General features: G+C 48.5%; 23 protein-coding genes and 1 pseudogene. 14 read left to right on the forward strand and 10 right to left on the reverse strand.

All coding sequences use genetic code 11. The annotated features are described in order from the left end of the window. On the reverse strand, positions 1–885 hold an 885-nt coding region (locus tag AACR41_RS05025), incomplete at its 3' end, for a WG repeat-containing protein (RefSeq protein WP_161768744.1). A 717-nt stretch (positions 886–1,602) separates the two neighbouring features. Between AACR41_RS05025 and purH the strand changes: the two genes are divergently transcribed. Then, a complete protein-coding gene (gene purH / locus AACR41_RS05030) occupies positions 1,603–3,153 on the forward strand; it encodes a bifunctional phosphoribosylaminoimidazolecarboxamide formyltransferase/IMP cyclohydrolase (protein ID WP_030007449.1) in 1,551 nt (516 codons plus the stop codon). A 75-nt stretch (positions 3,154–3,228) separates the two neighbouring features. Here the strand turns inward: purH and pyrR are convergent, their stop codons facing one another. Then, complete coding sequence (pyrR, locus tag AACR41_RS05035) at positions 3,229–3,762, reverse strand: bifunctional pyr operon transcriptional regulator/uracil phosphoribosyltransferase PyrR (RefSeq protein ID WP_030007450.1); 534 nt, start codon at positions 3,760–3,762, stop codon at positions 3,229–3,231. A gap of 358 nt (positions 3,763–4,120) precedes the next feature. On the opposite strand from pyrR, the gene AACR41_RS05040 reads away from it, so the two are divergent. Then, positions 4,121–4,372: a hypothetical protein gene (locus tag AACR41_RS05040; protein WP_030007451.1), complete on the forward strand. Its 252-nt coding sequence runs from the start codon at positions 4,121–4,123 to the stop codon at positions 4,370–4,372. A gap of 181 nt (positions 4,373–4,553) precedes the next feature. Here the strand turns inward: AACR41_RS05040 and leuS are convergent, their stop codons facing one another. Further along, a complete protein-coding gene (leuS, locus tag AACR41_RS05045; protein WP_030007452.1) occupies positions 4,554–7,112 on the reverse strand; it encodes a leucine--tRNA ligase in 2,559 nt (852 codons plus the stop codon). 329 nt (positions 7,113–7,441) lie between these two features. Here leuS and AACR41_RS05050 point away from each other — a divergent pair, with 329 nt between their 5' ends. From AACR41_RS05050 to AACR41_RS05075, 6 genes are all read left to right on the forward strand, one after another. Next, the gene (locus tag AACR41_RS05050; protein WP_052349686.1) at positions 7,442–8,029 is read left to right on the forward strand and encodes a DUF4087 domain-containing protein; all 588 of its coding nucleotides are present in this window, start codon (positions 7,442–7,444) and stop codon (positions 8,027–8,029) included. A 221-nt stretch (positions 8,030–8,250) separates the two neighbouring features. After that, positions 8,251–8,769: a hypothetical protein gene (locus AACR41_RS05055; RefSeq protein WP_030007454.1), complete on the forward strand. Its 519-nt coding sequence runs from the start codon at positions 8,251–8,253 to the stop codon at positions 8,767–8,769. A gap of 27 nt (positions 8,770–8,796) precedes the next feature. Beyond that, entirely contained in the window at positions 8,797–10,407 is a 1,611-nt protein-coding gene (locus AACR41_RS05060; RefSeq protein WP_030007455.1) for a tetratricopeptide repeat protein, read from the forward strand. 164 nt (positions 10,408–10,571) lie between these two features. Further along, positions 10,572–11,336, forward strand: a complete 765-nt coding sequence (locus AACR41_RS05065) for a PD-(D/E)XK nuclease family protein (RefSeq protein ID WP_030007456.1) — start codon at positions 10,572–10,574, stop codon at positions 11,334–11,336. Positions 11,337–11,377: 41 nt separating this feature from the next. Beyond that, positions 11,378–12,994 carry a peptide chain release factor 3 gene (gene prfC, locus AACR41_RS05070; protein ID WP_030007457.1) on the forward strand — a complete coding sequence of 539 codons (1,617 nt, stop codon included), beginning with the start codon at positions 11,378–11,380 and terminating at the stop codon, positions 12,992–12,994. A gap of 21 nt (positions 12,995–13,015) precedes the next feature. Further along, positions 13,016–13,624, forward strand: a complete 609-nt coding sequence (locus tag AACR41_RS05075; protein ID WP_030007458.1) for a TerD family protein — start codon at positions 13,016–13,018, stop codon at positions 13,622–13,624. A gap of 56 nt (positions 13,625–13,680) precedes the next feature. Here the strand turns inward: AACR41_RS05075 and AACR41_RS05080 are convergent, their stop codons facing one another. The 4 genes from AACR41_RS05080 to AACR41_RS05095 all read right to left on the reverse strand — a co-directional run bounded on the left by AACR41_RS05080 (position 13,681) and on the right by AACR41_RS05095 (position 17,771). Next, positions 13,681–14,019: a HepT-like ribonuclease domain-containing protein gene (locus AACR41_RS05080; protein ID WP_030007459.1), complete on the reverse strand. Its 339-nt coding sequence runs from the start codon at positions 14,017–14,019 to the stop codon at positions 13,681–13,683. Further along, positions 14,012–14,332: a nucleotidyltransferase family protein gene (locus AACR41_RS05085; RefSeq protein WP_030007460.1), complete on the reverse strand. Its 321-nt coding sequence runs from the start codon at positions 14,330–14,332 to the stop codon at positions 14,012–14,014. The genes AACR41_RS05080 and AACR41_RS05085 overlap by 8 nt, the downstream gene beginning before the upstream one ends. 74 nt (positions 14,333–14,406) lie before the next feature. Then, positions 14,407–15,498: a glycine cleavage system aminomethyltransferase GcvT gene (gene gcvT, locus AACR41_RS05090; RefSeq protein ID WP_030007461.1), complete on the reverse strand. Its 1,092-nt coding sequence runs from the start codon at positions 15,496–15,498 to the stop codon at positions 14,407–14,409. Positions 15,499–15,542: 44 nt separating this feature from the next. After that, complete coding sequence (locus AACR41_RS05095) at positions 15,543–17,771, reverse strand: DNA polymerase III subunit gamma/tau (protein ID WP_030007462.1); 2,229 nt, start codon at positions 17,769–17,771, stop codon at positions 15,543–15,545. A gap of 170 nt (positions 17,772–17,941) precedes the next feature. Here AACR41_RS05095 and AACR41_RS05100 point away from each other — a divergent pair, with 170 nt between their 5' ends. The 5 genes and pseudogenes from AACR41_RS05100 (at position 17,942) to phoU (ending at position 22,321) form a co-directional block, all read left to right on the forward strand. Continuing rightward, complete coding sequence (locus tag AACR41_RS05100) at positions 17,942–19,060, forward strand: tetratricopeptide repeat protein (RefSeq protein ID WP_030007463.1); 1,119 nt, start codon at positions 17,942–17,944, stop codon at positions 19,058–19,060. Between the two features lie 53 nt (positions 19,061–19,113). Next, a pseudogene (rnhA, locus tag AACR41_RS05105) lies at positions 19,114–19,539 on the forward strand (ribonuclease HI); the annotation flags it as partial. Between the two features lie 162 nt (positions 19,540–19,701). Continuing rightward, positions 19,702–19,995: a hypothetical protein gene (locus AACR41_RS05110; protein ID WP_315862037.1), complete on the forward strand. Its 294-nt coding sequence runs from the start codon at positions 19,702–19,704 to the stop codon at positions 19,993–19,995. Further along, the gene (locus AACR41_RS05115; RefSeq protein WP_030007464.1) at positions 19,979–21,493 is read left to right on the forward strand and encodes a DEAD/DEAH box helicase; all 1,515 of its coding nucleotides are present in this window, start codon (positions 19,979–19,981) and stop codon (positions 21,491–21,493) included. The genes AACR41_RS05110 and AACR41_RS05115 overlap by 17 nt, the downstream gene beginning before the upstream one ends. Before the next feature lie 159 nt (positions 21,494–21,652). Beyond that, positions 21,653–22,321 carry a phosphate signaling complex protein PhoU gene (gene phoU, locus AACR41_RS05120; RefSeq protein WP_030007465.1) on the forward strand — a complete coding sequence of 223 codons (669 nt, stop codon included), beginning with the start codon at positions 21,653–21,655 and terminating at the stop codon, positions 22,319–22,321. Between the two features lie 172 nt (positions 22,322–22,493). Here phoU and AACR41_RS05125 read toward each other — a convergent pair whose 3' ends face one another. Then, the gene (locus tag AACR41_RS05125) at positions 22,494–23,165 is read right to left on the reverse strand and encodes an L-threonylcarbamoyladenylate synthase (RefSeq protein WP_030007466.1); all 672 of its coding nucleotides are present in this window, start codon (positions 23,163–23,165) and stop codon (positions 22,494–22,496) included. Between the two features lie 13 nt (positions 23,166–23,178). On the opposite strand from AACR41_RS05125, the gene larC reads away from it, so the two are divergent. Next, entirely contained in the window at positions 23,179–24,417 is a 1,239-nt protein-coding gene (larC, locus tag AACR41_RS05130; protein ID WP_030007467.1) for a nickel pincer cofactor biosynthesis protein LarC, read from the forward strand. 29 nt (positions 24,418–24,446) lie between these two features. On the opposite strand, the gene AACR41_RS05135 is transcribed toward larC, so the two are convergent. Further along, positions 24,447–25,595, reverse strand: a complete 1,149-nt coding sequence (locus AACR41_RS05135) for a hypothetical protein (RefSeq protein ID WP_152551008.1) — start codon at positions 25,593–25,595, stop codon at positions 24,447–24,449. Positions 25,596–25,807: 212 nt separating this feature from the next. Then, on the reverse strand, positions 25,808–26,344 hold the full coding sequence (locus AACR41_RS05140; RefSeq protein WP_198158636.1) for a hypothetical protein: 537 nt from the start codon (positions 26,342–26,344) through the stop codon (positions 25,808–25,810). Between the last annotated feature and the right edge of the window lie 418 nt (positions 26,345–26,762).

Raw genomic sequence — 26,762 nt, forward strand, 5'->3', positions numbered from 1 at the left:
TTGAGGATTAATCACCATCGTTCCCTCCTTGTTGATGTAGCCCCAGCGCTCGCCGACCTGGACTTGCGCTAGCCCCTCTGAGAAATACCAAGCCGAATCAAATTGAGGATTAATCACCATCGTTCCCTCCTTGTTGATGTAGCCCATGCGCTCACCGACCTGGACTTGCGCTAGCCCCTCTGAGAAAGTCCCAGCCCTATCAAACTGAGGATTGATAACTATCGTTCCTTCTTTGTCGATATAGCCCCAGCGCTCACCAACCTTAACTGGCGCCAGCCCCTCTGAGAAAGGGCCAGCAGAATCAAACTGAAGATTGATCACCATTGTTCCTTCTTTATCGATGTAGCCCGCGCGACCACCGGCCCAGACAAGAGCCAGCCCCTCCGTGAAAGGTTCAGAATAATCAGATTGAGGGTTGATCACCATCGTCCCTTCTTTATCGATATAGCCCCAACGATCGCCGACCTTAACTGGCGCTAGCTCTTCCGAGAAAGGTTCAGCCTCATCAAACTGAGGGTTGATCACCATCGTCCCTTCTTTATCGATATAGCCCCAGCGATCGCCGACCTCGATTGGCCAGAGGCCGACCGTTTCTGTCTGTTGATCTGCTTCTGTTTGCTCTGCGGTATTTTCAATAGGATCACCCGTTCCACTACTAAGCTGAGAACAGGCGACGGTTCCTGATGCAGCACCCATCATTAGTAAGGCGGTTAGAACGGAAGAACGGATTTTTTTCTGAAAAAACATATGCCGAAGTGTAGGTTTAAAGTAACTGTAGATTTTTTTGGGAAACAGCTTTGCTGAGGACGCCAGCGAAAAAAAAACGAGAAAGGCCGCAGCTTGGGGGAGAGGAATGCTAAATAAAAAGCTTTTAGTCTGTATCATGAAATACTACTCAGAAGAACATCAAATTTTCTATTGAAAATTTTGACAAAACTTAAAAAAGAGCCTCTATAATACTTTTAAATGTGTATCTTCTGTCCTATAATTAATTGACACAATTCTTAAATCAAGAAATAAAGAGTCATGAATTCGCAAGAAAAATCCTTTTTTCAAAGACTTGATTTCACCCAAAAGCTTTTGGTCGCCACTTTAGCCTTGTCGCTTTTGAATTTTTTGATTCTATTTAGTTTTTTGCCAACTATGTTCCGAATCGATAATCTAACAAGGGAAATAGAAAGCACTATCGAGGAACTCTCTGACTGGGGATTGTAAAACATATCCTCAGAAGTACTTTTGCGGAAAAATAAAATAAATCAATGTATTCTCAATTGTCTGGATTTAGATTGCTTCAATTTATTTCGGACGTATAGAATTCGTCTTAAACTAAAGTAAGCTCAACTTCTGAGAATAAAAAAATGCACAAAATACTTTGTGACACTTATTGACATGGTGACTTTAGTAATGCTACTTCAGAGTTTATTAAAGAAGTTTACAATGTTTACTTAGGTATGTCTTAATGAGTTTGACGTGCCGACTGAGCAACTAATCTTCCCCTAACTTTCTAACTATTTCTTTAAAAAATTTCTTCTCGTCTCATTTGAAGAAAGTTTCGGCGATCGCGTATGATGGGACGCTGGTTCACATAAGGAAATCGCGGATATGGCACGTCGTTTAGCACTATTGAGCGTCTCAGACAAAACTGGCATCGTTGAATTTGCCCGGCAACTCGTAGAAGAATTTGAATTTGACATCATCAGTAGCGGCGGCACCGCCAAAGCCCTCAAGGATGCAGGCGTCCCCGTCACCAAAGTCAGCGATTACACCGGTTCCCCAGAAATCCTCGGTGGCCGTGTAAAAACTCTCCATCCCAAGATCCACGGGGGCATCCTCGCTCGCCAGGACTTCCCTGAACATTTACAAGACTTAGACGACAACAAGATTCGGCCCCTCAGCCTCGTCGCGGTCAATCTTTATCCCTTCGAGCAGACCATTGCCAAAGCGGGTGTAACTGTTCCCGAAGCCGTTGAACAAATTGATATCGGTGGCCCCGCCATGCTCCGGGCAGCGGCGAAAAATTTCGGGAGCCTTACGGTCATTTCTAATCCCCGCTATTACGACGAATATTTAACGGAACTACGCAATAACAGCGGCACTGCCACGATTGAATTCCGTCAACGGATGGCCGGAGAAACCTTTGCCCTCACCTGCGCCTATGATCAGGCCATTTCCAGTTATTTTGCTAGCACCGTGAATGCTGAAGCTGACTTACCTCAACGATTGGGAATGAGTGGTGAAGCAGTGCAAACCCTCCGTTACGGCGAAAACCCCCACCAAAAAGCCACTTGGTACAAGACGGGCACCCAAGTTAGTGGTTGGGCCGCCGCTGAAAAACTCCAGGGCAAGGAACTCAGCTACAACAACCTCGTGGATCTCGAAGCGGCACGACGGATCATTGCGGAATTCCCCGATGGCGATCCTGCCGTCGCAATTCTCAAGCACACTAATCCCTGTGGTGTCGCCCTGGGTTCGACGTTGCGAGAAGCTTACGAAAAAGCTTTTGCCGCTGATTCTGTGTCTGCTTTTGGGGGCATTGTCGCCCTCAATAAACCCCTCGATGGCCCTACTGCCGAAGCCATGGGGAAAGTCTTTTTAGAATGTGTGGTCGCCCCTGACTGCACCCCAGAAGCCAGAGAAATTATCGCGAAGAAAAAAAATCTGCGGGTTTTAACCCTCCCCGATCTGCTCACTGGCCCGACCCAAACCCTAAAGGCGATCGCCGGTGGTTTTTTGGCCCAGGATGCCGACATTCAAATTGAAGACCCCAAGGATTGGCAGTGCGTCACGGAGAAGCAACCCAGCGAAGCGGATCTCGCGGAATTGTTCTTCGCCTGGAAACTGTGCAAGCACGTTAAATCCAACGCGATTCTTGTTTCCAAGGATCGCACTACCGTCGGTGTTGGCGCAGGCCAGATGAACCGAGTCGGTGCCGCAAAAATTGCCTTTGAACAGGCGGGCGAAAAGGCCCAGGGTGCGTATCTGGCCAGTGATGCTTTCTTTCCCTTCGATGATTCGGTACGGAATGCGGCCGCAGCAGGGATTAAGGCGATCGTTCAACCGGGTGGCTCCATTCGGGACGAAGATTCGATCAAGGCGGCTAATGAATTGGGGCTGATCATGATGTTCACGGGTTCCCGCCATTTCCTCCACTAGGATGTTGTACTGAAATAAAGTGAGAAGGTGTGTCGTAAAACTTTTGATGCACCTTTTTTTATTGCCTATTTGAGCCTACTTGATCAGTTCCACAGCGTCGCGGCCATCTAAATCCTGGAGATAAACTTTGACTTTTTCGTCTTTGGCGGTGGGGAGCTTTTTCCCGGTAAAATCTGGCTGAATCGGCAGTTGGCGATGACCCCGGTCAACTAAAACCGCTAGGCGGATCACTTCCGGGCGACCATAATCATTCACGGCATTGAGGGCGGCGCGGATGGTGCGACCTTTATAAATCACATCATCGATTAGGACGAGATTCTTGCCATTGAGATCAAAGGGAATATCTGTTTTTGAGGGTGTGCGTACCCGAATTTGGTCGAGGTCATCGCGATAAAACGTGATATCAAGGGCACCGACGGGCACCGCAATGCCTTCGAGGGTTTCAATTTGCTTGGCGATATTTTCAGCAAGGGGAACACCACGGGTATGAATCCCCAGCAGAACTAAGTCGGTCAAATCCCCCGCTTTTTCGACAATTTGCGAGGCTAGGCGGGTGATGGTGCGACGCATCTCCTCAGCGGATAAAATTTCGATGACGCTCTTTGTCATGGGCAAATTTTGAGGGAAAGTATTGCCATTGTAGAGCTTGTTTCGGGTCGATGGGAATCAACAAGATACGGGGCTGTAACCGTTAGAAAAATTCATAAAGCACGGCGTTTTAGCGGTGGAAATGCCATGCTAGAGGTAGATTAGGGGGCAGTAACGCTCGATTTTTCTGCTTTTTGACCTAGCAAATAAGATAAAAGCTGCTGCCGAAAGGCGATCGCCTTTTCCTTAATCAATTGGGCTTAGGCCAGATATTAAGCTGATTAACTTTAAAATTACGCGCCGATTTTGTCGATAAATCCCTGACACGCCTGAGCCTTGTTGCACCTCAACCACTTTGAAGTTGCCACGGAGGTTTCCAATGTTTCTCAACCACGCCCCAGAACAGGTCTTGATCGAAGTGCTGAACCTGCCCGAATTATGGGATCCGTTCAAAACGAAAGTTTGGGCCCGTGCCCATGCCGGGGAAGAAATGCAAGATCCGGAATTTTATCCGAAAGCTGAACTTATTTTCCCTTCGGGGGAATCGCTCCCCAAAGCTTGGGTTGATCCCCACTATCGCGCCAATGTCCCGATGCCAGAGCATTTGTCTGCCGCTGCGGCGACGGGCTAAGATCAGCCTCTTTTTGAAATCCCATTGAGCTTTTGAGGCTCTCCCCGTCATTGTTGTGGATCAAGGGAGAGTTTTTTTATGCTCAGTGAGGAAATTAGCCACAGAAATCGTCATAAAAAAAGAGGGCCAGTGAGCTAACTTTCACGGCACCCTCTATTTCCTTACAAATCAATTTGGCCGATTACTTAGGAATGACAAAGTTCACCAATTTGTTCGGGACAACGATCACTTTTTTAATTTCTTTGCCCGCAATATAGCGTTGGGCAATGTCGGAAGCTGTGGCAGTTTTCTCTAGATCCGCTTTGCTAATCCCTGCTGGTACTTGGATTGTCCCCCGGGTTTTACCGAGGATTTGGATCACGATGGTAATTTCGTCCACTGTCAGGGCAGCTTCATCCAATTGTGGGAAGGGAACGGTGTGGATCGATTCACTGTGACCGAGATTTGACCAAAGTTCATCGGCGATGTGGGGCGCAAAGGGAGCCAGCAGTAAAATCAGCGTTTCGATCGCCTCTTTGTACACGGGGGAATCCACGCATTTCACGTCTTTGATCGCGTTATTGAGCTTCATCAGTTCGGCGATCGCCGTATTAAATTGATAGTCCCCTTCGAGGTCTTCTTGGATTTCTTTAATCGCAGTGTGCACGGCCCGACGCAGATCTTTTTCTGCCTTAGACAGTTCGCCTGTCGCTTTAACGCTAGTTTCTGCCGCTTCGTAGCCAGCGACTAAATTCCAAATCCGGTTCAAAAAGCGGAATTGCCCTTCCACATCGGCATCGTCCCACTCTAGATCCTTTTCGGGGGGCGCTTTAAAGAGAATGAACATCCGCGCCGTATCCGCGCCGTATTTGTCTAACACCAGAGCCGGGTCGACGCCATTGTATTTCGACTTCGACATTTTTTCGTAGAAGCCTGCGAGCGGTTCGCCGGTTTCTGGATCTTTGGGATCATTGGGATCAACTTGATCAGCGGGTACATATTTATTCGTGCGGGAATTTTTGTAGGTCAGTGCCTGCACCATTCCCTGGGTTAACAAGCGCTTGAAGGGTTCATCTACGCTCACCAGTTGGCGATCGCGCACCACTTTTGTAAAGAAACGGGAGTAGAGCAGGTGGAGAATCGCGTGTTCAATGCCGCCCACGTATTGATCCACCGCCATCCAATCGTTAACTGGGTCAAGGGCGAAGGGTTTTTCGGTATTGTTGGCGTCGGTGTAGCGCAGAAAATACCAGGACGAATCAATAAAGGTATCCATCGTATCCGTTTCCCGGCGGGCCGCTTTCCCGCAACAGGGACAGTCCACCGCTTGCCAATCTGCCATCTGGGCCAAGGGCGAACCACCCCGCGCCGAAAATTCGACATCTTCGGGCAATACAACAGGAAGATCACTGTCGGGCACCGGCACCACACCGCAATCATCGCAGTAAATCATCGGGATTGGGCAGCCCCAGTACCGCTGTCGAGAAATTAGCCAATCTCGCAGACGATATTGAATTTGTTCTCGACCGAAACCATTTTCAGCGGCAAATTTGGCGATCGCCTTTTTCCCTTCGGTGGAAACTAGGCCATCGAACTGGCCACTATTCACCATAATGCCCGCATCGGTATAAGCCTCTGTGAGTGCCGCCGTCGCGTCGCCCCCTTCCGGAATAATTACTGTTTTGATCGGTAAATTATTTTCCTTAGCAAACTTAAAGTCACGGCTATCGTGGGCCGGAACCCCCATTACTGCCCCTGTGCCATATTCATACAGTACATAATTGGCGATCAGAATCGGCACTTCTTCCCCAGTGAAAGGATTCGTCACCATCCCTCCGGTTGCCACCCCTTTTTTCGGCTTATCATCGGCGGTGCGATCCTGTTCGCTTTCCTGGCTCACCTCAGCGATAAAGGCATCAACGGCAGCTTTTTGTGCGGGCGTTGTCACCTGTGCCACGAGGGGATGTTCCGGCGCGAGGACAACGTAGGTGACCCCAAAGACCGTATCTGGGCGCGTGGTAAAGACTGCGACTTTTTCAGCGCTACCGACAACGGGAAATTCTAGGTGCGCCCCGGTGGATTTGCCGATCCAGTTTTCTTGCATTAATTTCACCCGCTCCGGCCAACCGTCGAGGGTATTGAGATCCTGGAGAAGTTCTTCGGCGTAATCGGTGATCTTGAGGAACCATTGGCGCAGTAATTTCTTTTCAACGATCGCCCCCGACCGCCAGGAACGGCCTTCCGCGTCTACCTGTTCATTGGCAAGTACCGTTTGATCAATGGGATCCCAATTTACTGCCGCTTCTTTTTGGTAGGCTAATCCAGCTTTATAAAACTGCAAAAAGAGCCATTGTGTCCATTTGTAATAGTCGGGGGAACAGGTCGCTACTTCTCGATCCCAATCGATAGAAAGGCCCAACTGTTTGAGTTGCTCACGCATTTGAGCAATATTTTGATACGTCCATTTCGCGGGCGGAATCCCCCGGTCGATGGCGGCATTTTCTGCGGGCAGCCCGAAAGCGTCCCAACCCATGGGATGGAGCACCCGATAGCCTTGCATCCTTTTGTAGCGGGCAATGACATCGGTGATCACATAGTTGCGCACATGACCCATGTGGAGCTTGCCGGAGGGGTAGGGAAACATCGACAGAGCGTAAAATTTTGGCTTGTCACTTTGGCTAGGGGTTGTGTCTAAGCCAAGCTCTAGCCATTGTTGTTGCCATTTCGCTTCAATATCAGCGGCACTGTATCGCGTTTCCACTCTTGGTTCTCCGTGTTGTAAGGGTCAGTGGCTTATTTTAACCTCCGAGTGGATGGGTTGCTGCCTAGGAGGGCCAGGGATTTTTTTAGGGGCGATCGCCTTTATTCTCGCCTCGGAAAAAGATCGGGCACAATGGGAAATAGGGCCACAGGAGAAAAGATGTCGCCAAGCGATCGCCAATGTAATGCACGTTCTTCTTGAGCAAAGATCAAGAAATTGAGAAAACATCGACAAGTCTATCCTGGAAGTTGATGATGGATAATTGGAAAACCACTTTTTGAAATAGACAGCTTTTCATCAATCACTGGAAGCGTTGGAGAAGATTACCCATGGTGAAGCACATTTATCGGCTAGGGATTGTCGCTGTGTTGTTGGGTTTAAGCGCCTGTGAGGTAACCATTGGATCGGATCCGCAAACGCCCTCGACAGAGGATGTGACCGCCCAAGAGCCGCCAGCAAATACGGCAACCCGGTCTGAGGCCAGTGACGAGGGGAGCGCTGAAACAGGCACTGGTGGAGGGATCGCAACATCAAGACCGACGCAACCGCAACCCCCGGTACAACCCCAATCACCGCCACAACCCGTTGCCCAAACCTCAACCAGCTTTGAAACCCGCTGTGGCTGGTTCTCGAATCCGACTCCCGGCAATATTTCTCTCTACGATGCCGACCGCGAATGGATCATTGGCGTTCAAGGGGGGCACCAGGTAGCAACAGACTGGAACTGGCCGAATTTTGCGCCGGATCAGTGGGTGGTGACCAATGTTGGCAGTTACGGCTATGGTTGCGCTTGCATGGATGTGCGGACGAACCCAGCGGCAGGAACCATCAATGACATCCGCAATGTGCGCGCCCAGGCGATCGCCATTTGTCAGCAGGATCCGGCCCTCAATCGCTGGGCAAATCTTTTCCCTTAAAATTCATGTCCGATTTTGTAATCTAGGGAAAAAGGCGATTATTCGCTGCTAATCGCCGTCGCCGGAGAGGCGGAAAGCCTTACCAGAAAAGAGTTTTAAAAAACTTACTAATCTGCCAGTGTAAATGTTGCCTAAATTTTTCTGCTGGTTTAGTGTACGATTTCTGCTAACTGGCTATAATTGGAAAATCTACACCTACTTGCCCCAGCTCCGGTGCCATTATGACGGATTCTATTCACGAACCTACCTACGACGGAAAACCTGGCTCTCACCGAGTATCAGGATATACAAGGCACGATGGTACACAAGTTGATGGATATTACAGAAGTAATCCGAATGAAACGACTGCGGATAACTTTAATACTGATGTAGATGGTGATGGAATTCCGGGTTTTTTCGACCCAGATGCTGATGGGGATAACATTCCCGACATTGCTTATCTTGGGGCAAATTTTAACAACGAATTTCTTAATGAAGGACAATCTGATCTTGCATGGGTAGAATCCTATGTCCATGGTGCTTCAACAGTCATTGATGGTGATGGAACAACAGCGGTAAATGAAACTATCGCAAATGGCTTTGATATGGACATCGACGGCGATGATATTCCGGATTTTTTTGATGCGGATGCCAATGGTGATGGATGGTTAGAAGCAGTTGATACTGACGGTGATGGTGTCGCGGATGTGTTTCAAGACTTCCTCGCGAGTCTCGAAAATGTTTTTGAAGATTTACTTTAACTTAATCACTGTTTTAGAGAATAAAAAATGGTTTTGCCACTAATTGCGCCACTGATCGGTGGTGTTCTTTCAGGAGTTGGTCTTGCAGCGGGAAAAACATTATTTGACAAATTTACAAAAAAGAATAGTTCGAGTATCACACCAGCAACGCCTGTTGCCATTGAAAAAGACGATCGATATCAAAAACGATTGCAGCAGTATGTCATTCAGCAAGAAAAAAGAGAGGCTGAATTAAAGCAGTTGGTTATTGACTCTAATAAAATGCAAGGTGAGATGATTTTGCAGGAGGAAAAATGGAAAAAGTTAACCTATCAACAACAGCAGCAACTGATTAATAATACTGCCCAACATAACCAGCGTATTGCAGAGCTAAAAGCCCAGGAGCTAAAACAAATTAAAGAACTGGAACAGTTAAAGCTGTCGCTGATGGAGCAATGGCATCGAGAAAAGTTTAGCCAGCAAAATCGCCAAATCTTGCAGCAGTGGGATCTCAGCAACTGGAACTCTAAATTAAATCGAGAGGAAACAGAAGATTTACTGCAACCAAAAAAGTTTAAGCATCGATTGCTGACGTTGGTCTCACGCCCCAAAATTGTGGGCAATGATCTTTTTTGTCCTGATGTTCTCCATGAGCAAATCAAAAGCACTCTTTTTGACTTGAATGAACATATTCCTAGATCAGAATTAGAAGTTTATTGTGACTATTTTAAAAGTCCAATCGAAGATACTGATATTCCTAGGGTACAAAAAATCCTAAATAGTATTCCAACTCTAATTCTCTCAACCAAGATTATCCGCAATCGGATCTATTTTAGTGGTGTCTTTTGGGGAATGGGAGACGAAGAAAATACAACAATTCAGCTGTCTGCTTGGGATATGTCTGAGATTTTTAAACAATTAGATGATCAGGAGGAAGCAATCCTCCAAATTGAGGAAACAATTTCTTATATCCAAAAAATTCTCATTGTTTACATCAAGGATCTATATTTCTTGAGTTTTAATTTTCACTATGAACCAATAATACTTTCCAATAACTTCCAAAATATCTTTCCAGAAGATATCGCCAAAATTCATGCTATTTTAGCAGAGCCTCTCAATAAAGTTTATGCCGAACAAGTTAATCAATTGAAAGCTTTACAGGAAAAAATAAAGAGGCAATCACAGAAGAAGGAAGATTTAAAGTCAAAAGCTATTTCTTTGTTCGCCAAGAACGAATATCATTTGACTATTACGACTTGTAAACAAATATTAGGGCTAGATCCTTCCGAACAAGAAATTTTGTTTCTTAAGGGCAGAGCCTTGTCTCAATCAAAAAAACATGAAGAAGCCATAAAAGATTTTGATGAATTGATTGCGCTGAATCCGAATAATGCTTGTTGGTATAATTGGAGAGGCTGTTTGTATCAACAATTAGACGAGCATGAAGAGGTGGTAAAAAATTTCAATGAAGCGATCAGACTAGATTCAAACGATGCTTATTATTACAATCAGCGAGGTCTTGCCTATTATCACCTAGAAAAATATGGAGAAGCGTTACAAGATTTCAAAAATGCCGTCAGATTAGATCCTCAAAACTCAACATACTTGAAAAATAAAGCTCAAGCAGAAACATGTTATTTGTACCATATTCCCTTTTGAAAAGGGTTCTGATATTTTTTCTTGAGTACTTCTTATTCAGTGGCGAAGCGATCGCCATTTGTCAGCAGGATCCGGCCCTCAATCGCTGGGCAAATCTTTTCCCCTAAAATTTATCCCCAGTTTTGTAATCTAGGGAAAAAGGCGATCGCCCCTGAAAATCTCCCATGTTTTATCTATCCCAAGCCCACCTCGAACGCTTCCAACGTTGCCCGCCAGCTTTCCAAGCTCTTTATCTGGAGCAACTGACGGCTCCCAACAACCCCAATTATCTGGAAAATCAGCAATGGGGCATCCGGTTTCACCAGGCGATGCAACAACTCCAGCTAGGCTTGCCCCCAGCGCAAATTACCACCGATCCCAATCTCCACCAGAGTCTCCAAGCCCTACTCACCGCCCAACCCCAACTCCTCGACCAACAGCAACAGACCGCTGCCGAATATCGCCGCACCCTGATGATGGGAAATTTTCTGCTCACCATTATTTGTGATTGGATCAATTTTGGTGCTGACACCCTCCAGATTTACGACTGGAAAACCTACCGTCAACCCCGCCAAAGCGATGATCTAAAAGACCACTGGCAAACGAAGCTCTATCTTTATGTCATGGCCGAGACCACGGGTTATCAGCCTGAACAACTCGCGATGACTTACTGGTTTATTGCCCCAGGCCAACCGCCCCAATCCCTGACGTTTCAATATGATCAGACTTGGCATCAGCACATTCACACTGAACTGGTCGCCCTGCTGACCCAACTGCAACGGGATTTAGAGCAATACTTTCAAGACGGTACGCCTTTGCACCATGGCGATCGCCAAATTTGTCCCCATTGCCCACCCCACCAGCATTTGTCTAGGGCTGAAACCTTGGATTTTCTCAGCGGGAAAAGCCTAGAGGACTTTCTGGGGGAGATTGAAGCAGTACAATTGTAGACGCACCATTCATCCAGAAGCACAAACCCCAGACCAGATTTATGGCGACAGAATTGCACACAGAGCTAGAAGAAGCCGTCCGATTGCGACGGAATTTTGCGATCATCTCCCACCCGGACGCAGGTAAAACCACCCTCACCGAAAAACTTTTGTTGTACGGAGGTGCCATTCACGAAGCCGGGGCCGTCAAAGCCCGCCGGGAACAGCGCAAAGTGACCTCTGACTGGATGGAGATGGAACAACAACGGGGGATTTCCATTACCTCGACGGTGCTGCAATTTTTATATAACGGCTATCAAATTAATCTGCTGGATACCCCTGGTCACCAAGACTTTAGTGAAGATACTTACCGTACCCTCGCAGCAGCGGATAATGCGGTAATGCTGGTGGATGCGGCCAAGGGTCTAGAGACCCAAACCCGTAAATTATTTGAGGTCTGCAAACTGCGATCGCTGCCCATTTTTACCTTTATCAACAAATTAGACCGTCCGGGGCGAGAACCCCTCGAACTCCTCGATGAAATTGAACAGGAACTGGGTCTGCAAACCTATGCGGTCAATTGGCCCATCGGCATGGGCGATAGATTCCAGGGAGTTTATGACCGTCGCCTCAAGGAAGTGCATTTATTTGAACGGACGGCCCACGGCACCAAGGCCGCCACGGAAACTGTTTATAAAATTGATGATCCGGCCCTCGAAGGTATTTTAGATGCGGATCTTTACGAACAACTCCAGGAAGAATTAGAAATTCTCGAAGAAATTGGTGCCGACTTTGACCTAGAAGCGATTCATGCAGGCAAACAAACCCCCATTTTCTTTGGCAGTGCAATGACCAATTTTGGGGTGCAACTTTTCCTCAGTGCGTTCCTAGAATATGCCTTGAAGCCGGAGCCCCGTGCTTCTAGCCTCGGTGATTTGGAACCGACGTACCCGGAATTTACTGGGTTTGTCTTTAAGCTCCAGGCAAATATGGATCCCAAACACCGCGATCGCGTTGCCTTTGTGCGAGTCTGTACCGGGAAATTTGAAAAGGATATGACCGTCAGCCATGCCCGCACCGGGAAAACAGTGCGCCTATCTCGCCCCCAGAAGCTTTTTGCCCAGGGCCGCGAATCCCTCGAAGAAGCCTATGCGGGGGATGTGATTGGTTTGAACAATCCGGGGGTCTTTGCCATTGGCGATACGATTTATTGCGGCAAAAAATTGGAATATGAGGGCATTCCTTGCTTTTCACCGGAACTATTCGCCTATTTAAAAAATCCGAACCCCTCGAAGTTTAAACAATTCCAAAAAGGGGTCAAGGAACTCCAGGAGGAAGGGGCCGTACAAATCATGTATTCCGCCGATGAATTTAAGCGGGAACCCATTCTTGCAGCGGTGGGACAACTGCAATTTGAAGTGGTGCAACATCGTCTCAGAAGCGAATATGGCGTGGATAGCAAGCTCGAACCGATCCCCTACAGTGTGGCGCGCTGGGTCACGAATGGTTGGGAAGCTCTGGAAAAAGCAGGCAAAATCTTTAATACGATGATCGTCAAAGATCTCTGGGAACGGCCAGTGATTCTCTTTAAAAATGAGTGGAATCTTCACCAAATTCAAGGGGATCATCCGCACCTAAAATTGTCGGCGATCGCCCCCATTGGTTCTTCTGTTAAATGATGTTTCGCTTGGTAAAAGCCCATGGCAATTCAACTGAAAAAAGGCAACCGCATTTCCCTCAAAAAAGAAGCCCCTGGCCTTAAAAAAGTGATGCTTGGCCTCGGCTGGGACATGGCAACCAGCAGTTCAGGGGGCGGTTTCCTCGGCATTTTTAAAAAGCCCGCCGGTAGCATTGACCTCGACTCCGGGGTTCTGTGCTTAGATTCCCAAGGGAAACTCAACAGTGCCAGTGACTTTGTGTATTACGCCAATCTTAATCACAAATCTGGGGCGATCGCCCACCAAGGGGACAACCTCACTGGCGCCGGCGAAGGGGATGACGAGCAAATTTTTGTCGATTTAGAGCAGGTGCCTGCGACGATCCAAAGCTTGTTATTTACCGTCACCATTTACCAAGGCCGACAACGGGGCCAGGAATTTGGCCAGATTAAAAATGCCTTCGTGCGCCTCGTTGACCTGAGCAACAACCAAGAGATCGCCCATTACAAACTGTCCGGGGAAACCTACCAAGGTAAAACGGGAATGTTGATGGCCGAATTACGCCGAGAGGAAAATGGCTGGGCCATGACTGCCCTTGGTGATGGCCTTGACCCCCAGGATTCTGAAAATCTGCTCAAAAAATATCGCTAATGGCCCAATTTTTAGAGGTGATCAATCAAAGTAAATTAATTGGCTCAGTCTCTCGCTCACTCCAGGTTGGGGATCAATTTTTTGAGATGTCCCATCAGTGACGGGAGGGATTTTTGCGTTGTCAGCCAAATTCGTTTATGACTAACTTTTTCATATTGATGGGAAATAATATTGCGCTGGCCAATCAGTGCACTCCATGGAATTTCAGGATGATTTTTCTGAAACTCTAAAGAAACTCTCCGAGCAGCTTCTCCTAAGATCTCAAATTGTCTTTCTACAGCACTTTGGACTAATCCATTTTGACGATAGTTTTCCCACGTTAAGCCCTGAATGAATGTTTGAATTTGTTTACATGCCTCATACATGTCCCAAAGGTGAGCATAGTTTCTATCCATGGCTAGAGTAAAGAATTCGATGATTCTCTTTGATTGATCTCAAAATGAAAGGATTAGAAATACTTTCCTGTTCGATGAGATCAACTTGTCTATCAAAAAGATCGGAGAGTTTCTGTTTTAGTTTTATAATATCCAACAAATCCCAGTCAGCATCTTCTGAGAATTTTACCAAGCAATCAACATCGCTTTCTTGATTAAAACCTCCTTGCACAATAGACCCAAAAACTGAGAACTCTTGAATTTTCCATTGTTGGCAAAGGGCATTAAGAAGTTCTATTTTTAGAGTATTAATTAAAGCAACTTGGCTAACCATAACATTTGGTGATTCTTGAGTGATGTTTTTAAATTGAAATCACAAATTTGCTAAAAATATCGCTAACGGTTCAGCTATTTTTTTGCGGCACGATAAAAAGGTTTTTTCACCACCTGGGCTGGGTACTGTTTCCCGCGGATTTCTACGGTGACAGCTTGACCGACTTTGCTAAATTCCAATGGGAGATAGGCTAAGGCGATCGCCTTTTCGAGGGTGGGGGACATCGTCCCACTGGTCACAAGGCCCACTGCTTCACCATTCACGAGCACAGGATAGTCATGGCGAGCGATACCGCGTCCCTGCATCTCTAGGCCCACCAAACGCCGTCGAATGCCCGCTGCTTTTTGGGTCTGCAAAATACCCTTAGCGATAAACGTATCTTTTTCTTGCCAGTGGATCAGCCACCCCAAACCCGCTTCCAAGGGGGTTGTCTCGTCGTTCATGTCCTGACCATAGAGGTGTAACCCGGCCTCTAGTCGCAGCGTATCCCGTGCTCCCAAACCACAGGGCATCACCCCCGCATCGATTAAAGCGCTCCAAAGTTTTTTCCCTGCGGTCGGCGCGACCATCACCTCAAAGCCATCTTCGCCGGTGTAGCCAGTCCGGGCAATAAAAGCCGTTTCCCCGAAAATTTGTCCTTGACCGTGGTTAAACAGCTTCAGGGTCGCTAAGTCTAAATTTTCCACAAAAGGTTGCAAGGCTTTCTCCGCCTGGGAGCCTTGGATCGCCAGCAAGATATTTTCTTGGGAGACATCGGTTAAAGTGATCCCCTGCGCTGTCAAATGGCGCGTTAACCAGTCCCAATCCTTCTGGGTGGTAGCCGCATTCACAATCAAAAAGCCCTGGCGATCGCCCTGGTGATAGTAGATCACATCATCGATGATGCCGCCGTGGTCATTGAGTAGCACGGTGTATTGCGCTTGACCGGGAGCAAGTCGTGCCAGATTTGAAGGCACCAGTTTTTGCATGGCTGCCATGAGGTTTTCCCCAGCCAACTGAAACTTGCCCATGTGGGAAATATCAAACATTCCCGCTTCTGTGCGCACCGCCTGATGCTCCACCTTTAGGCCTTTGTATTGCACGGCCATCTCCCAACCGGAAAACGGTACAAATTTGGCACCCGCTGCAATGGCGAGGTCATGGAGGGGCGTGCGCTGTAAAGTCATAGGGGCTTCATCTAAGAGACATCACCACCAATGATACGAGGTTCTTAGAACGGAATCTCATCGTCCGGGGCAACTGGCACAGGTGGACGGCCTTGGACAATGGGGGTAGTTGGTGGTTCGGGGACAGATGGCGGAGATTTTTCGGGTTCGGTAGGCAGCACAACCTGCACATCCGTTTCTTCTGGGGGGACAAAGTGAGTCAGTTCGATCACCTCTCCGTCAAACAATTCTGCAAACTGTTGGGCGATCGCCTGAATATCATCGGTCGTTTTTGGGATCTCTGCTGCGGCTGTGGGTTCAGGCGATGATGCTGATTCAACGGTTGGAGGAACCGCTGGGGCTGGCGGGGCGGTCTCTCCGAGATCTGCTTTGCGGTGCGCCGTTGGTGTTGGTTCCGGAGGTTTTGGATCTGGTGCTGGTTTGGTTGGCGACCCTAGGGGCGGTGGGGCCATGGGCTGCGGAGTTTCCGTAACCGGGGGCGGCGGCATCTCGACAGGATTTCGCGCCGGAGAAATAACTGTTGGTGCTGGTGCAGGCGTAGATAAAATCGGGGTTACTGATGTTCCCCCCTGGCCATTTTCTAAACCATGGCCTACTTGTAAGGTCACCTTAAGGGGATTGCCACAGATTTTCTCAAAGGCCGCCTCAAGCTGGAGGGTTTTATTTTTGGCAATTTTGAGTAAATTGGCGCTTTTAATGCCGATGAGGGCGGTGTGCTCTGTAAGCTGGAGCAGTTTGCCATGGTCTCGAAACAAAGACTGGCTCAACAGGGGCAATTGGCGCACAATGCCTTGCCATAGTTCCTCCCGTTCCAGGGCCGAAATTGTCGGGCTGGTGGTTGCAGGAGGTGAAGGTGATAAAGGGGGTGGCTCGGTGGGCTGAACCGTTGGAGGGATTACATCCTGGGACGGTGGCGCTTTGGCGATCGCCTTTGCTTCTGGTACAGGGGCCGGAACTTGGGGAACTTCGGGTTTGGGAGGAACTTGGTGAACTTGAGTGTCTACCGGAGATGGGGGCGTTCCAGAGCCATGGCCATTGGTTGCAGGGGGTGTTTCCCCAAAGGGATGGGGAATGTCCTGCTGTGGTGGCGGAGAAGTCGGCGGTGTCGCGGTAGGCTGCGTTTGTAGATTGGTTTGAATATTTAAAGGAGTGGTCGCGGTTCGAGTAGTTTGGGTCTGTCCAAAAGCAGCGGGAAGTAATCCCAACAGGGTAATTTCTAACCACAGACGCGGTTGGGTCGTATTTTTGAGTTGATATTCACTTTCTTTGAGGTGTTGCTGTCCCTGCAAAATAGTCGAAAGCTCCCACTGGTTTGCTTCCTGGCAAAGGATTTCCCACGTTGGTTGGGTCACAGCGATCAGATCTCCCCGTTGGGGGGCAGTTTTGGCAATGAGCAAATTTAGATAAAAGCTCGCCAAATTTTGCAGCACAACCAGGGGTTCCCGACCTCGGTTTAACAGGCTCCGGCATTGTTGAATAACTGCCTCTGGATCATTGCTGTGAATCACTTGGAGTAATTGCAATAGATCCCGCTCCGGCACGGCCCCTACTAAATCCCAGACCTTATCAGGGGTAATTTCACCGGACAACAAACTCAGTTGATCCAATAAACTTTCTGCATCCCGCAACCCTCCGTTGGCAATTTGCGCAATTAACGTCACCGATTCGAGGGGAATATCGATATTTTCTAAATGGGCAATTTTCCGTAGGTGGGCGACCATCGCATCGAGGGGAATGCGTCGATAGTCAAACCGTTGACAGCGGGAAATAATCGTGGGTAAAACCCTTTGGGGATCCGTTGTTGCCAGGACAAATACGACGTGGGCAGGGGGTTCTTCGAGGGTTTTCAATAGGGCATTGAACGCCGCCACACTCAACATATGGCATTCGTCGATGACATACACTTTGTAGCGGCACTGGACAGGGGCAAACTGCGATCGCTCGATGAGTTCGCGAATATTATCAACGCCTGTATTACTCGCGGCGTCAATTTCAATCACATCCAAGGCTGACCCGTTGGCGATCGCCCGACAAACTTCACACTCGCCACAAGGGTGGGGCGTCGGTTGGGCTGCATTTAGACAATTTAGAGACTTAGCCAAGATCCGCGCACTGGAGGTTTTCCCTGTCCCCCGTGGCCCTGAGAATAAATAGGCCGGGGCAATGCGTCGCTGTTCGAGGGCATTACTCAAGGTTGTGGCGATCGCCTCTTGGCCAACCAACTGCGCAAAAGTCTGGGGACGGTATTTGTGGTGGAGCGGTTCGTAGGCCATGGGAAACAACGAAAAATTCGGTAAAGGACGGCGATCAGTAAACAGTTATGGATCCAGCAGCAACGATAAAGAATCGATATCTAACGTCCAATGTCTAATATCTGGGGGTTAACAACATAAAATGGGTGAGTACAAGAACGACTAGAGCAAGCAAAAGGATTATTAAGGATATGGCGGGTTGGTTAAAAAAGCTATTTTCTCCCTCTCAGGGTCGGGGCCAAACACCCACCGTAGACCTTCCCCCCCTCACCGACGCAGATTTTGAATTTTTATTGGCGCAGCTCCTCCAGGGAATCTCGCGGGGATGGCAGCCTGATCGCCTAGAAGTATTTATCGCTGATTTGGGGATTCGCGGTAAAGTCACCGCCTGGGAAGCATGGTTAGAACGCTACAGTACGCAAATACTAGCACAGGCACAACCCCCCCAACAACAACAGGTTGGCACACGACTGCTCTATATCAGTAATGCCTTTAAAAACTCACCAAAGCTACAGCGTTTCGCCCGTGCTTTCGGGGATACAGGGCAACAATTAGTGACCGGACGCGGAAAAATCGCCATTGAAATTTGGGAATATGCTGGTGCCGATCAACTCGCTGAGCAAGAAGTGGCCCCAGAAAATACCCCAACATCAGCACAACCCCAAGAAGCGTCCCCAGAAGTAGCAGAACCAGTTGCCACCCCCGAAGCAGAAATGATGGTGGAGCCCCTGCCTGAAACTCCGGAAACGATCAATCCAGAAGCATCAGAACCACCAACCCAAGAGGCACCAGAGGAATTCACCCAAGAAGCCACAATCGAGGCCTTATTTCAGACTGGTCTGACAAAAGCCGATCAGGGGGATTTTGCCGGGGCGATCGCCGCCTGGGATGAGGTGATTGAAATTAATCCAACAATTTCTGCAGTGTGGCATAACCGGGGCAGCGCCTTTGGTCGCCTCAAGCAATATGACCAAGCCCTCGAATCCCTCAAACAAGCAATTCTGTTAGCTCCCGATAACGTTCTCATTTGGCGCGATCACAGTTATGTGCTCATGGCCCTTGAACAATGGCAGGCGGCTCTCAAGAGCTGGAATACCACCATCGAATTGCAAGAAGACCTCACCGAAGCTTGGTACCAGCGGGGCCTCACCCTCGAACAACTCAACAAACTAGAAAACGCCCAAATCAACTACCGTCGCGTTTTGCATCTTGCGCCGGATTTTGCCCAGGCCCAGGAGCGTTTAGAGGCCATCGAAGCAGTGCTCAATGCCCCGTCCTCACCGCTACCGACAGATCCTTGGGCTGAATAATTAAGCGCGGCCACTGCTCTGTCCCCATCTCCATTGTTCTTTCCCCGTATTTCATGGCACAACAACGCACAATTGACCGCATTTATACCGACGGTGGCTGTATTCGCAATCCTGGCCCCGGTGGTTGGGGAGTGGTGATCCAGTTTACCGATGGCACCGTTCTGGAAATGGGCGATCGCCAACCCGAAACCACCAATAACCGCATGGAAATGCAAGCCGCAATCCAGGCTCTCGAATTTGTCCGCGACTGTCCCCAGCCGGAACCGGTGCGCCTTTTTACCGATAGCAAATATGTCATCGACGGCATCACCAAATGGATTAAAGGCTGGCAAAAAAAGGGCTGGAAAACCGCCACCGGCAACCCCGTTTTAAATCAAGACCTCTGGCAGCAGCTCAATCAACTGAACCAACCGACCATCTCTTGGTGTCACGTCAAAGGCCATAGCGGTGAGGCGGGGAATGAACGGGCCGATGCGATCGCCAATGGCTTTGCCCGGGGTCAAGCTCCTAACCTACGCAGCCCCAATGCAACCAAAGATCTACCAAAATCTAGAGGTACGAGCACCAACAGCCCGCCACAATTGACAATAGATTACCCAAAATCTAACGTTGTAACGCCGAATCCATCTCCCCAAGAGCCCATGACAGATCTCACCAGCCTTGCCCCTGAAGACATTACCCTGCCCTACCATGAACGAGTTAAGCGCTTAACAGACCTCATCGAAAGTCTCCGCATTGCCGATGAAATTGCGGAAAATGGTTATTTTATTAGTAGTTCTGAGTTGGCAGATCTAATGGATGTAAATGCCAGTGCCGTCACCAGTCGGGGCCATGAATGGACTTGGCGCAATTGGATTGTCTCCCGGGTCAAACGAGAAGGTAATCAGATCCTTTGGCAACTCGACCGCATTATCGGTGATGAGACGACGACCTAAACTCACCTATGACCGGGGCACCCTGATCCTCCATCCCCCACCCCAGGGTAAAACTTGGCTAGATTTCGTCACTTGGGATGACCGCATTGAAAAATTTAGGCTTTCGGCCCAGGATTATCGCCCCCTCGTGGAACGGTTACGAAACGAAGGGGTGGATTTTATCGATGCGGCCCAACAATTTTCACCCCTAGATTTTGATCCGGCCTTCCCCCTCGAACCCTATCCCCACCAACGGGAAGCCTTGTTAGCCTGGAAAAAAGGCGATCGCCAGGGGGTTGTGATCTTGCCTACTGCTGCCGGAAAAACCTACCTTGCCCAACTGGCCATGGCCAGCACTCCCCGCACGACCTTAGTAGTGGTGCCTACCCTCGATTTGATGCACCAATGGTATGCCCAGCTCAGCACTGCTTTTCCGAACATTGATGTGGGGCTGTTGGGAGGCGGCTCCCGTGATCGCACCCCTATCTTGATTGCCACCTACCACAGCGCCGCGATCCACGCCGAAACCCTCGGAAACCAATATGCGCTGATTATTTTCGATGAATGTCACCATTTACCCAGTGACTTTTTCCGGGCGATCGCCGAATATTCCATTGCCCCCTATCGTCTCGGTTTAACCGCCACCCCTGACCGGAGCGATGGCCGTGAGCAGGATCTAAAACACCTCATTGGGCCTGTCGTATATGACCGTACCCCCAGTTCCCTCTCCGGGAAAGCCCTAGCCGAGCACCAAATTATTCAGCTCAAAATTCCTCTGACTACCACCGAGGCCGACCAATATCAACAACTCATCACCACCCGCAACCAATTTCTCCAGGACAATAATATCTATCTGGGTTCCCTCGAAGGTTGGCAAAATTTTGTTGCGCTCAGTTGTCGTTCCGCTGCGGGTCGCCGTGCCATGTTAGCCCACCGTCAGGCCAAAGATATCGCCGCTGGCACCGCCGGAAAATTGCGCACCCTCGCCCAGTTGATCGAGCGTCATTACCCCGAAAAAATTCTGATTTTCACCAACGATAACGCCACTGTTTATCGCATCTCCCAGGACTTTTTAATTCCCGCCATTACCCACCAGACTCCGGTCAAGGAACGGCACCAAATCCTCGAAAAATTTCGTCGCGAAACATACCATATCCTGGTGACTTCCCATGTTTTGAATGAGGGGGTTGATGTGCCCAATGCCCGGGTAGCGATTATTCTCTCCGGTAGTGGTTCGAGTCGAGAATATGTACAACGTTTAGGGCGAATTTTACGCAAAGGTAAATCATCGACAAAGTTGGCCCTTTTGTATGAATTGGTAGCAGAAAATACAAATGAAGAGCAACTTTCCCAACGGCGACGTTCTCCCCTTAACCAAACAAAGCAATCACTTACCTCTGTCAATTTAAACAGCAATTTACCACGGGTTGCAGAATCCCAGAATTCTTACAGAGCAAACTCTTCAGGAGAATCTACACCCCCCAAAGTTCCACCAGATTTAGGTCTTCCTGACGACTAAAATGCCCTTGATTTCGCCCATAAAGCGCCTCTTTTTACAAAGAAAACTGCTCAGAAAAATCGTTAACCAAATTATAACTTAATCTTTTTTAAACTTTGGAATTATAATGTAAGAATAGTCTCTATAAAAAGCGATATAAAGAAACGCAATTTAAAATCTATGCAATTGTTTCATCAGTCACCCCAAAGAGAACGAACGCAATTTGAACGTTCCTTACAACGTTTAGAACAAGAAGTTTTGCGGATGGGGGCGCTGGTCGAGCAAGCCTTTCGTTTAGGTCATAATTGTCTGTTTAAAGAAGATTTAGAGGCCTATGAAACACTCCGGGCCTTAGATAAAGAAATCGACCGCTACTATCGCCGGATTGAAGCTGATTGCTCGGCAATGCTGACTCTGAAGGCCCCAGTGAGTCAAGATTGTCGGTTTGTGAGTGCGTTTATGCAGTTGGTGCGAGATTTGGAGCGGATCGCTGATTATGCTGAGGATTTGGCGGAAAAGTCCATGCGTTTAGTCCCCTATCCGACCCACATTCTGATGGCGGATATTGAAGGGATGTCGGAACATGCCCAGTTGATGTTGTCCACAAGCTTGGTGGCCCTAGCGGATCTAGATCCCAATGCCGGTGCTTATGTGAAGAGATTAGATGATCGGGTCGATGATGATTATGATCGCATTTATGCAGCCCTAGCCCAGCAGCAAAATCAGCCTGGGGTGATTGAACCGTTCATTTTGATGGCGTTGATTATCCGAGATCTAGAACGGATGGCTGACCACGCGACAAATATTGCCCAGCGCGTTTCTTATATCATTACCGGACAACGGGGCTAACGATAGAAAGAATATCCTTCTAGCTTTTCTCAAGTATTGACACCCCCTCTAGCTCCCTTAAGTACTAACACCCCTCTGGCTCCCCTCAAGGACTGACACCCCTCTAGCTCCCCTCAAGGGGAGAAGCCCCTTCCGGCCTAGCGGCCACCTTCCCCAAGGAAGGATAGTGGGTTTATTGGGTGGCGTCGGAGAGATCGACGATATCGAGCCAATTTTCGAGGGCATCCCAGCCGAGGCCTTTACGGATGAGGGTCGGTTGGCGATCGCAAAAGTCGAGAATCGTTGAAGTCTTTGTGCCAGGTTCGCTGTCACTGTCGATGATGATATCCACAAGGGATTCTAGGGCATCAAATAGGCGTGCTTTCTCGAGGCCGAGGGTAAAGGGTTCACCATCTTCGTCGGGTAGATGGGCGGAAGTGGAAATAATCGGATTACCAAGGGCCTGGAGTAAACCCTGGCAGATGGCATGGTCGGGGACACGAATTCCGGTGCTGCGGCGTTTGGGGCTCATCACCAGCTTCGGCACCTGTTTTGTGGCGGGAAGCAAAAAGGTATAGGGGCCAGGAATTGCCCGTTTCATAATCCGGTAGGCTTCGTCACTGACCAAGGCATATTCAGAAATATTTGACAGGGACGAGCAGAGGAAGGTGAGGGGTTTATCGTTGGCGAGGCGCTTGAGTTGGCGCACTTTTTGCACGGCTTGCTTTGCGGTGAGATCACAACCAATGGCGTACACTGTATCTGTTGGATATAACATCACGGCCCCAGCCCGGAGTTGTTGGGCGATCGCCTCTAAATCCCGTTGTTGGGGATTTTTCGGGTGGAGTGAATAATAATTAGCCATTGTTTTTGCCGCTATGAAAAAAATTGCCTATCTCGAATGCCCGACGGGGATTGCAGGAGATATGTGTCTCGGTGCATTGGTAGATGGGGGCGTACCGCTGGAATATCTCAAAAATCAGCTAAATCGCTTGGGAATCGCCGCTGAATACGATCTTCGGGCGGAAACGGTGATTCGTCAAGGACAGCGGGCGACAAAGGTCTTTGTGGATCTCAAAACTAAAGCAACTCACCATGACCATGATCATTCCCAGGATCAGACCCATCACCATCATGCTGACCATGCACCCCACCGCCATCTGCCAGAAATTCAGGCCATGATTAAAGGGGCAGGCTTACCAGAGCGGGTCGAACGTTGGAGTTTGGCAATTTTTCAGAATTTGGCGATCGCCGAAGCAACGGTTCACGGTACAACCCCAGAGCAAGTACATTTCCACGAAGTTGGCGCGACCGATGCCCTGGTGGATATTGTGGGGACTTGTTTAGGACTAGATTGGTTAGAGATTGATGAACTATATTGTGCGCCGATGCCCACTGGTGGCGGCACGGTGAAAGCGGCCCACGGAATTTTGCCCGTCCCGGTGCCGGCGGTACTCCAACTTTGGCAACAACGCCAGGTTCCGGTTTATAGCAATGGCATCGACAAAGAATTAGTCACTCCCACCGGCGCGGCGATCGCCACCACTTTAGCAACGGACTTTTGTCAGCCACCCGCCATGACCCTCGCAAAAATTGCCCTGGGTTCCGGCACCATTGATTTACCCTTGCCGAATTTATTGCGGCTCTGGATCGGCCACCTGCCAGAAACGCCCCATCTGGAAACCATAGCTACCCTCGAAACCCAAATTGATGATCTCAATCCCCAGGCGATCGCCTATGCCTGCGAAAAATTACAAGCGGCCGGGGCGTTAGACGTTTTCACCCAGGGGATCACGATGAAAAAAAATCGCTTGGGTACTCTCCTAACGGTGATTTGTCCCGTGGCATTGGTCGAGATTTGCGAAGCAATTCTATTCACCGAAACCAGCACCCTCGGCATCCGTCGCCACACCCAAACCCGGTCAATTCTCCAGCGGCGCTTTGAAACTGTTGTTACCCCTGCTGGAGAGATTCAACTGAAAATCGGCTACCGGGGTGAAAAAATCTACAACGTCCAACCGGAATACGAAGACGTTAAGGCGATCGCCCAACAAACTGGACAATCCTGGCAGGCGATCGCCCAACAAGCCCTTTGCCAATTCCACACCGAGTCTTGACCTCTGAAAAAATCCAGCACCGTCGTCCCCTATGCCTTACGAATATTCAAAAAACGCTGGTATTTCTGATAGAGGGGTAAACCGGGGAAATCCTGCTTAAAAACATCCGGCACATCATAATCATTGGGAGGATAGGTATCTTTAATGCTCTGTAACTCCCCGGCAATTTGCTCCCACTTTCGGAGATCCCCCAGGAGAGCCTTAAACTCAGCCCCTGCATTTTTATTGCGGTAGTTCAATGCGAGAAAGTGAAACACTTTGACGTGGCCCAAAAGGTTATTTTGGTTCCTCGGCATCCCCATCGCCGAACACAGTGTGTAAACTGTTTCCTCGATCTCCGAAACCCGCTGTTCCAAAACCTCTAGATCGGTGCCAATCGGCTGTGTTAACACTTCCTGGGCCAGTTTAAAGGTTGATAACAGCAGAGAATAGCGGGATTTCAGGTTTCTCAAAATGTTCAGCAACTTCACGCCACTTTTATAACGACTGACCTCTTTAATCGCCAAAATATAGTTTTTGGTGACCCGCAGGCCCTCATCGGTTTTAAATTCCTTGAGGAAAGGGGTGACTTTCGCTTTCATTTCGAGGACAATTTCGGTGCTGTCGGTGTGATGGTCTAAAATATCGGCGATCGCCTCGTAGACCTTAAGCTGAGTCGGGCTGCGATACAGAAATTCCGTTTCGTTAATCAAGACAAAACTTTCAAGGGAAAATAACATCACCTCAAACAAATCAATCGTATTCTTGAGGTTTTTGAAGGTGCCCATGTTCAGATCGATTAAAATCCGAATCCGAAAGAAATCAAGGAACTCCTGATTGCCGAATTTTCGATTTTCCAAGCCCTGGAGAGTGATCGCCTTCGTTTCAAGTTGCTTCCAAAGCTGCCCATAGCGATCAAGAGAATAAGGCGGAACCGCAGGCTTCGCAAAATAGTTTGTGACCTTCTCCACCAAGCTCTTGTTGCCAAAAATCGGCTTCTTCCAAAAAGAATCGGCGGTTTTTTCTTCCGTCGATGGAGACTCTGGGGCCGCAGTCGCCTGATTCGTCGTACCTTGAGGGGTGGGAGTTATTTTGAGGTCAAAGTGAGCCTGGAGTACACCAAACTCCTCCTGGGTAAGCTGACCTTCCTTGACTAAAGAGAGTAGACGCTCTAATTGTGGTGCGTTATTGATGGGCATGCTTTCCTCACTGATTTGATCAAATAACCCCAGCGCTACCATGTAGTGTATCTCTCCCCTGGGGTTTGTTACATTGCGTTGTTGATCTTTTACGAAACCGCCGAAAAATTACCGAAATAATTTTTCCATTGAGCGAGGCGTCAACCCAAGGACAAAAATTCCTCACCCCTTGCCCAAGATTGGGCCTCAACATTGGGTCTTACTATTCGTTCCTAGAAGCGAATTTGGCTAGAGTGAATCATCCCCATGCCGCCGCAGACATCGGTATAGAACCAATTTCCTTGGTTGCCGTAGAGGTTGATGGTTTGGCGCGATCGCACGGTGCACAAAATTGGCCCATTGGGGTAAGTGCGGACATTCGAGGGGGGAGCAAAGACAAAAGCAGTATCATTCGCGCCCGTATTACCAGGATTACCATCACAGACAAAGTTCAGCATATTTTGGGTGGCCGTGGATCTGGGGCTATGGGTCACACCATCATGGAAGCTCGTCCAGGTATTATCCCAACAATGGGCCTGGGCATTAATCTTCATTTGGCCGAGGTAGTACGTAAAGTTAACACTTCGTTCACTGGCCCGCCGGATGGAACAACGATCCACATTGATACTCGCGCCAGTCACCGCTTGACCCATATAGACGTTGCAGGATTGGGCATTGAGATTTTTCTGGGGGCCTAGGGCTGTGGCCAGGACTAAACCGAGGGGGACTAGCAACAGACTTAGGGATTGGTGCATTGTAGGGTGTAACATCTCAGTTACCTCCACCATCAAAAAAGTAATGTAGGGCTAATAATATTGTCGCTATTTTTCCCTGCAACAACGGCTTATTTTTATAAAAAGTAATAACAAATGGCTTGAAAAATTTAATTTTTCTTTATCTTATTTTTTAACCGATTTAAAAATTATTCAATAAGAGAACTGTCCCTAAAAACAGAGGATTTAAGCCATTAACCAGAAAAATCACTTTAGAAAGTAAGGCTTGACCCGATGGGATTGAGGGGTGATCCCCCACATTCGGGGATCATTTGACTCTTTTGAAGGATTTATAACCCAGAGAAAAATAAAAAGTTCTGGGTCGTATTTCTATATTTTTTTTATTGATATTTTCTCACTACTTTTTATTCAGATTGAAAAAGATTTTTTTTTCGGCAGCAATCTATCAAACATC

Origin of the sequence: Picosynechococcus sp. NKBG042902 (assembly GCF_963864045.1) — a bacterium.
Classification (GTDB): domain Bacteria; phylum Cyanobacteriota; class Cyanobacteriia; order Cyanobacteriales; family MRBY01; genus MRBY01.

What these genes read in the sequence shown, in the direction of transcription:
- purH (WP_030007449.1), top strand. Translation starts at nt 1,603, where the DNA reads ATGGCACGTCGTTTAGCACTATTGAGCGTCTCAGACAAAACTGGCATC.
- pyrR (WP_030007450.1), bottom strand. Translation starts at nt 3,762, where the DNA reads ATGACAAAGAGCGTCATCGAAATTTTATCCGCTGAGGAGATGCGTCGC.
- AACR41_RS05040 (WP_030007451.1), top strand. Translation starts at nt 4,121, where the DNA reads ATGTTTCTCAACCACGCCCCAGAACAGGTCTTGATCGAAGTGCTGAAC.
- AACR41_RS05050 (WP_052349686.1), top strand. Translation starts at nt 7,442, where the DNA reads ATGGTGAAGCACATTTATCGGCTAGGGATTGTCGCTGTGTTGTTGGGT.
- AACR41_RS05055 (WP_030007454.1), top strand. Translation starts at nt 8,251, where the DNA reads ATGACGGATTCTATTCACGAACCTACCTACGACGGAAAACCTGGCTCT.
- AACR41_RS05060 (WP_030007455.1), top strand. Translation starts at nt 8,797, where the DNA reads ATGGTTTTGCCACTAATTGCGCCACTGATCGGTGGTGTTCTTTCAGGA.
- AACR41_RS05065 (WP_030007456.1), top strand. Translation starts at nt 10,572, where the DNA reads ATGTTTTATCTATCCCAAGCCCACCTCGAACGCTTCCAACGTTGCCCG.
- prfC (WP_030007457.1), top strand. Translation starts at nt 11,378, where the DNA reads ATGGCGACAGAATTGCACACAGAGCTAGAAGAAGCCGTCCGATTGCGA.
- AACR41_RS05075 (WP_030007458.1), top strand. Translation starts at nt 13,016, where the DNA reads ATGGCAATTCAACTGAAAAAAGGCAACCGCATTTCCCTCAAAAAAGAA.
- AACR41_RS05080 (WP_030007459.1), bottom strand. Translation starts at nt 14,019, where the DNA reads ATGGATAGAAACTATGCTCACCTTTGGGACATGTATGAGGCATGTAAA.
- AACR41_RS05085 (WP_030007460.1), bottom strand. Translation starts at nt 14,332, where the DNA reads ATGGTTAGCCAAGTTGCTTTAATTAATACTCTAAAAATAGAACTTCTT.
- gcvT (WP_030007461.1), bottom strand. Translation starts at nt 15,498, where the DNA reads ATGACTTTACAGCGCACGCCCCTCCATGACCTCGCCATTGCAGCGGGT.
- AACR41_RS05095 (WP_030007462.1), bottom strand. Translation starts at nt 17,771, where the DNA reads ATGGCCTACGAACCGCTCCACCACAAATACCGTCCCCAGACTTTTGCG.
- AACR41_RS05100 (WP_030007463.1), top strand. Translation starts at nt 17,942, where the DNA reads ATGGCGGGTTGGTTAAAAAAGCTATTTTCTCCCTCTCAGGGTCGGGGC.
- AACR41_RS05110 (WP_315862037.1), top strand. Translation starts at nt 19,702, where the DNA reads ATGACAGATCTCACCAGCCTTGCCCCTGAAGACATTACCCTGCCCTAC.
- AACR41_RS05115 (WP_030007464.1), top strand. Translation starts at nt 19,979, where the DNA reads ATGAGACGACGACCTAAACTCACCTATGACCGGGGCACCCTGATCCTC.
- phoU (WP_030007465.1), top strand. Translation starts at nt 21,653, where the DNA reads ATGCAATTGTTTCATCAGTCACCCCAAAGAGAACGAACGCAATTTGAA.
- AACR41_RS05125 (WP_030007466.1), bottom strand. Translation starts at nt 23,165, where the DNA reads ATGGCTAATTATTATTCACTCCACCCGAAAAATCCCCAACAACGGGAT.
- larC (WP_030007467.1), top strand. Translation starts at nt 23,179, where the DNA reads ATGAAAAAAATTGCCTATCTCGAATGCCCGACGGGGATTGCAGGAGAT.
- AACR41_RS05135 (WP_152551008.1), bottom strand. Translation starts at nt 25,595, where the DNA reads ATGCCCATCAATAACGCACCACAATTAGAGCGTCTACTCTCTTTAGTC.
- AACR41_RS05140 (WP_198158636.1), bottom strand. Translation starts at nt 26,344, where the DNA reads ATGTTACACCCTACAATGCACCAATCCCTAAGTCTGTTGCTAGTCCCC.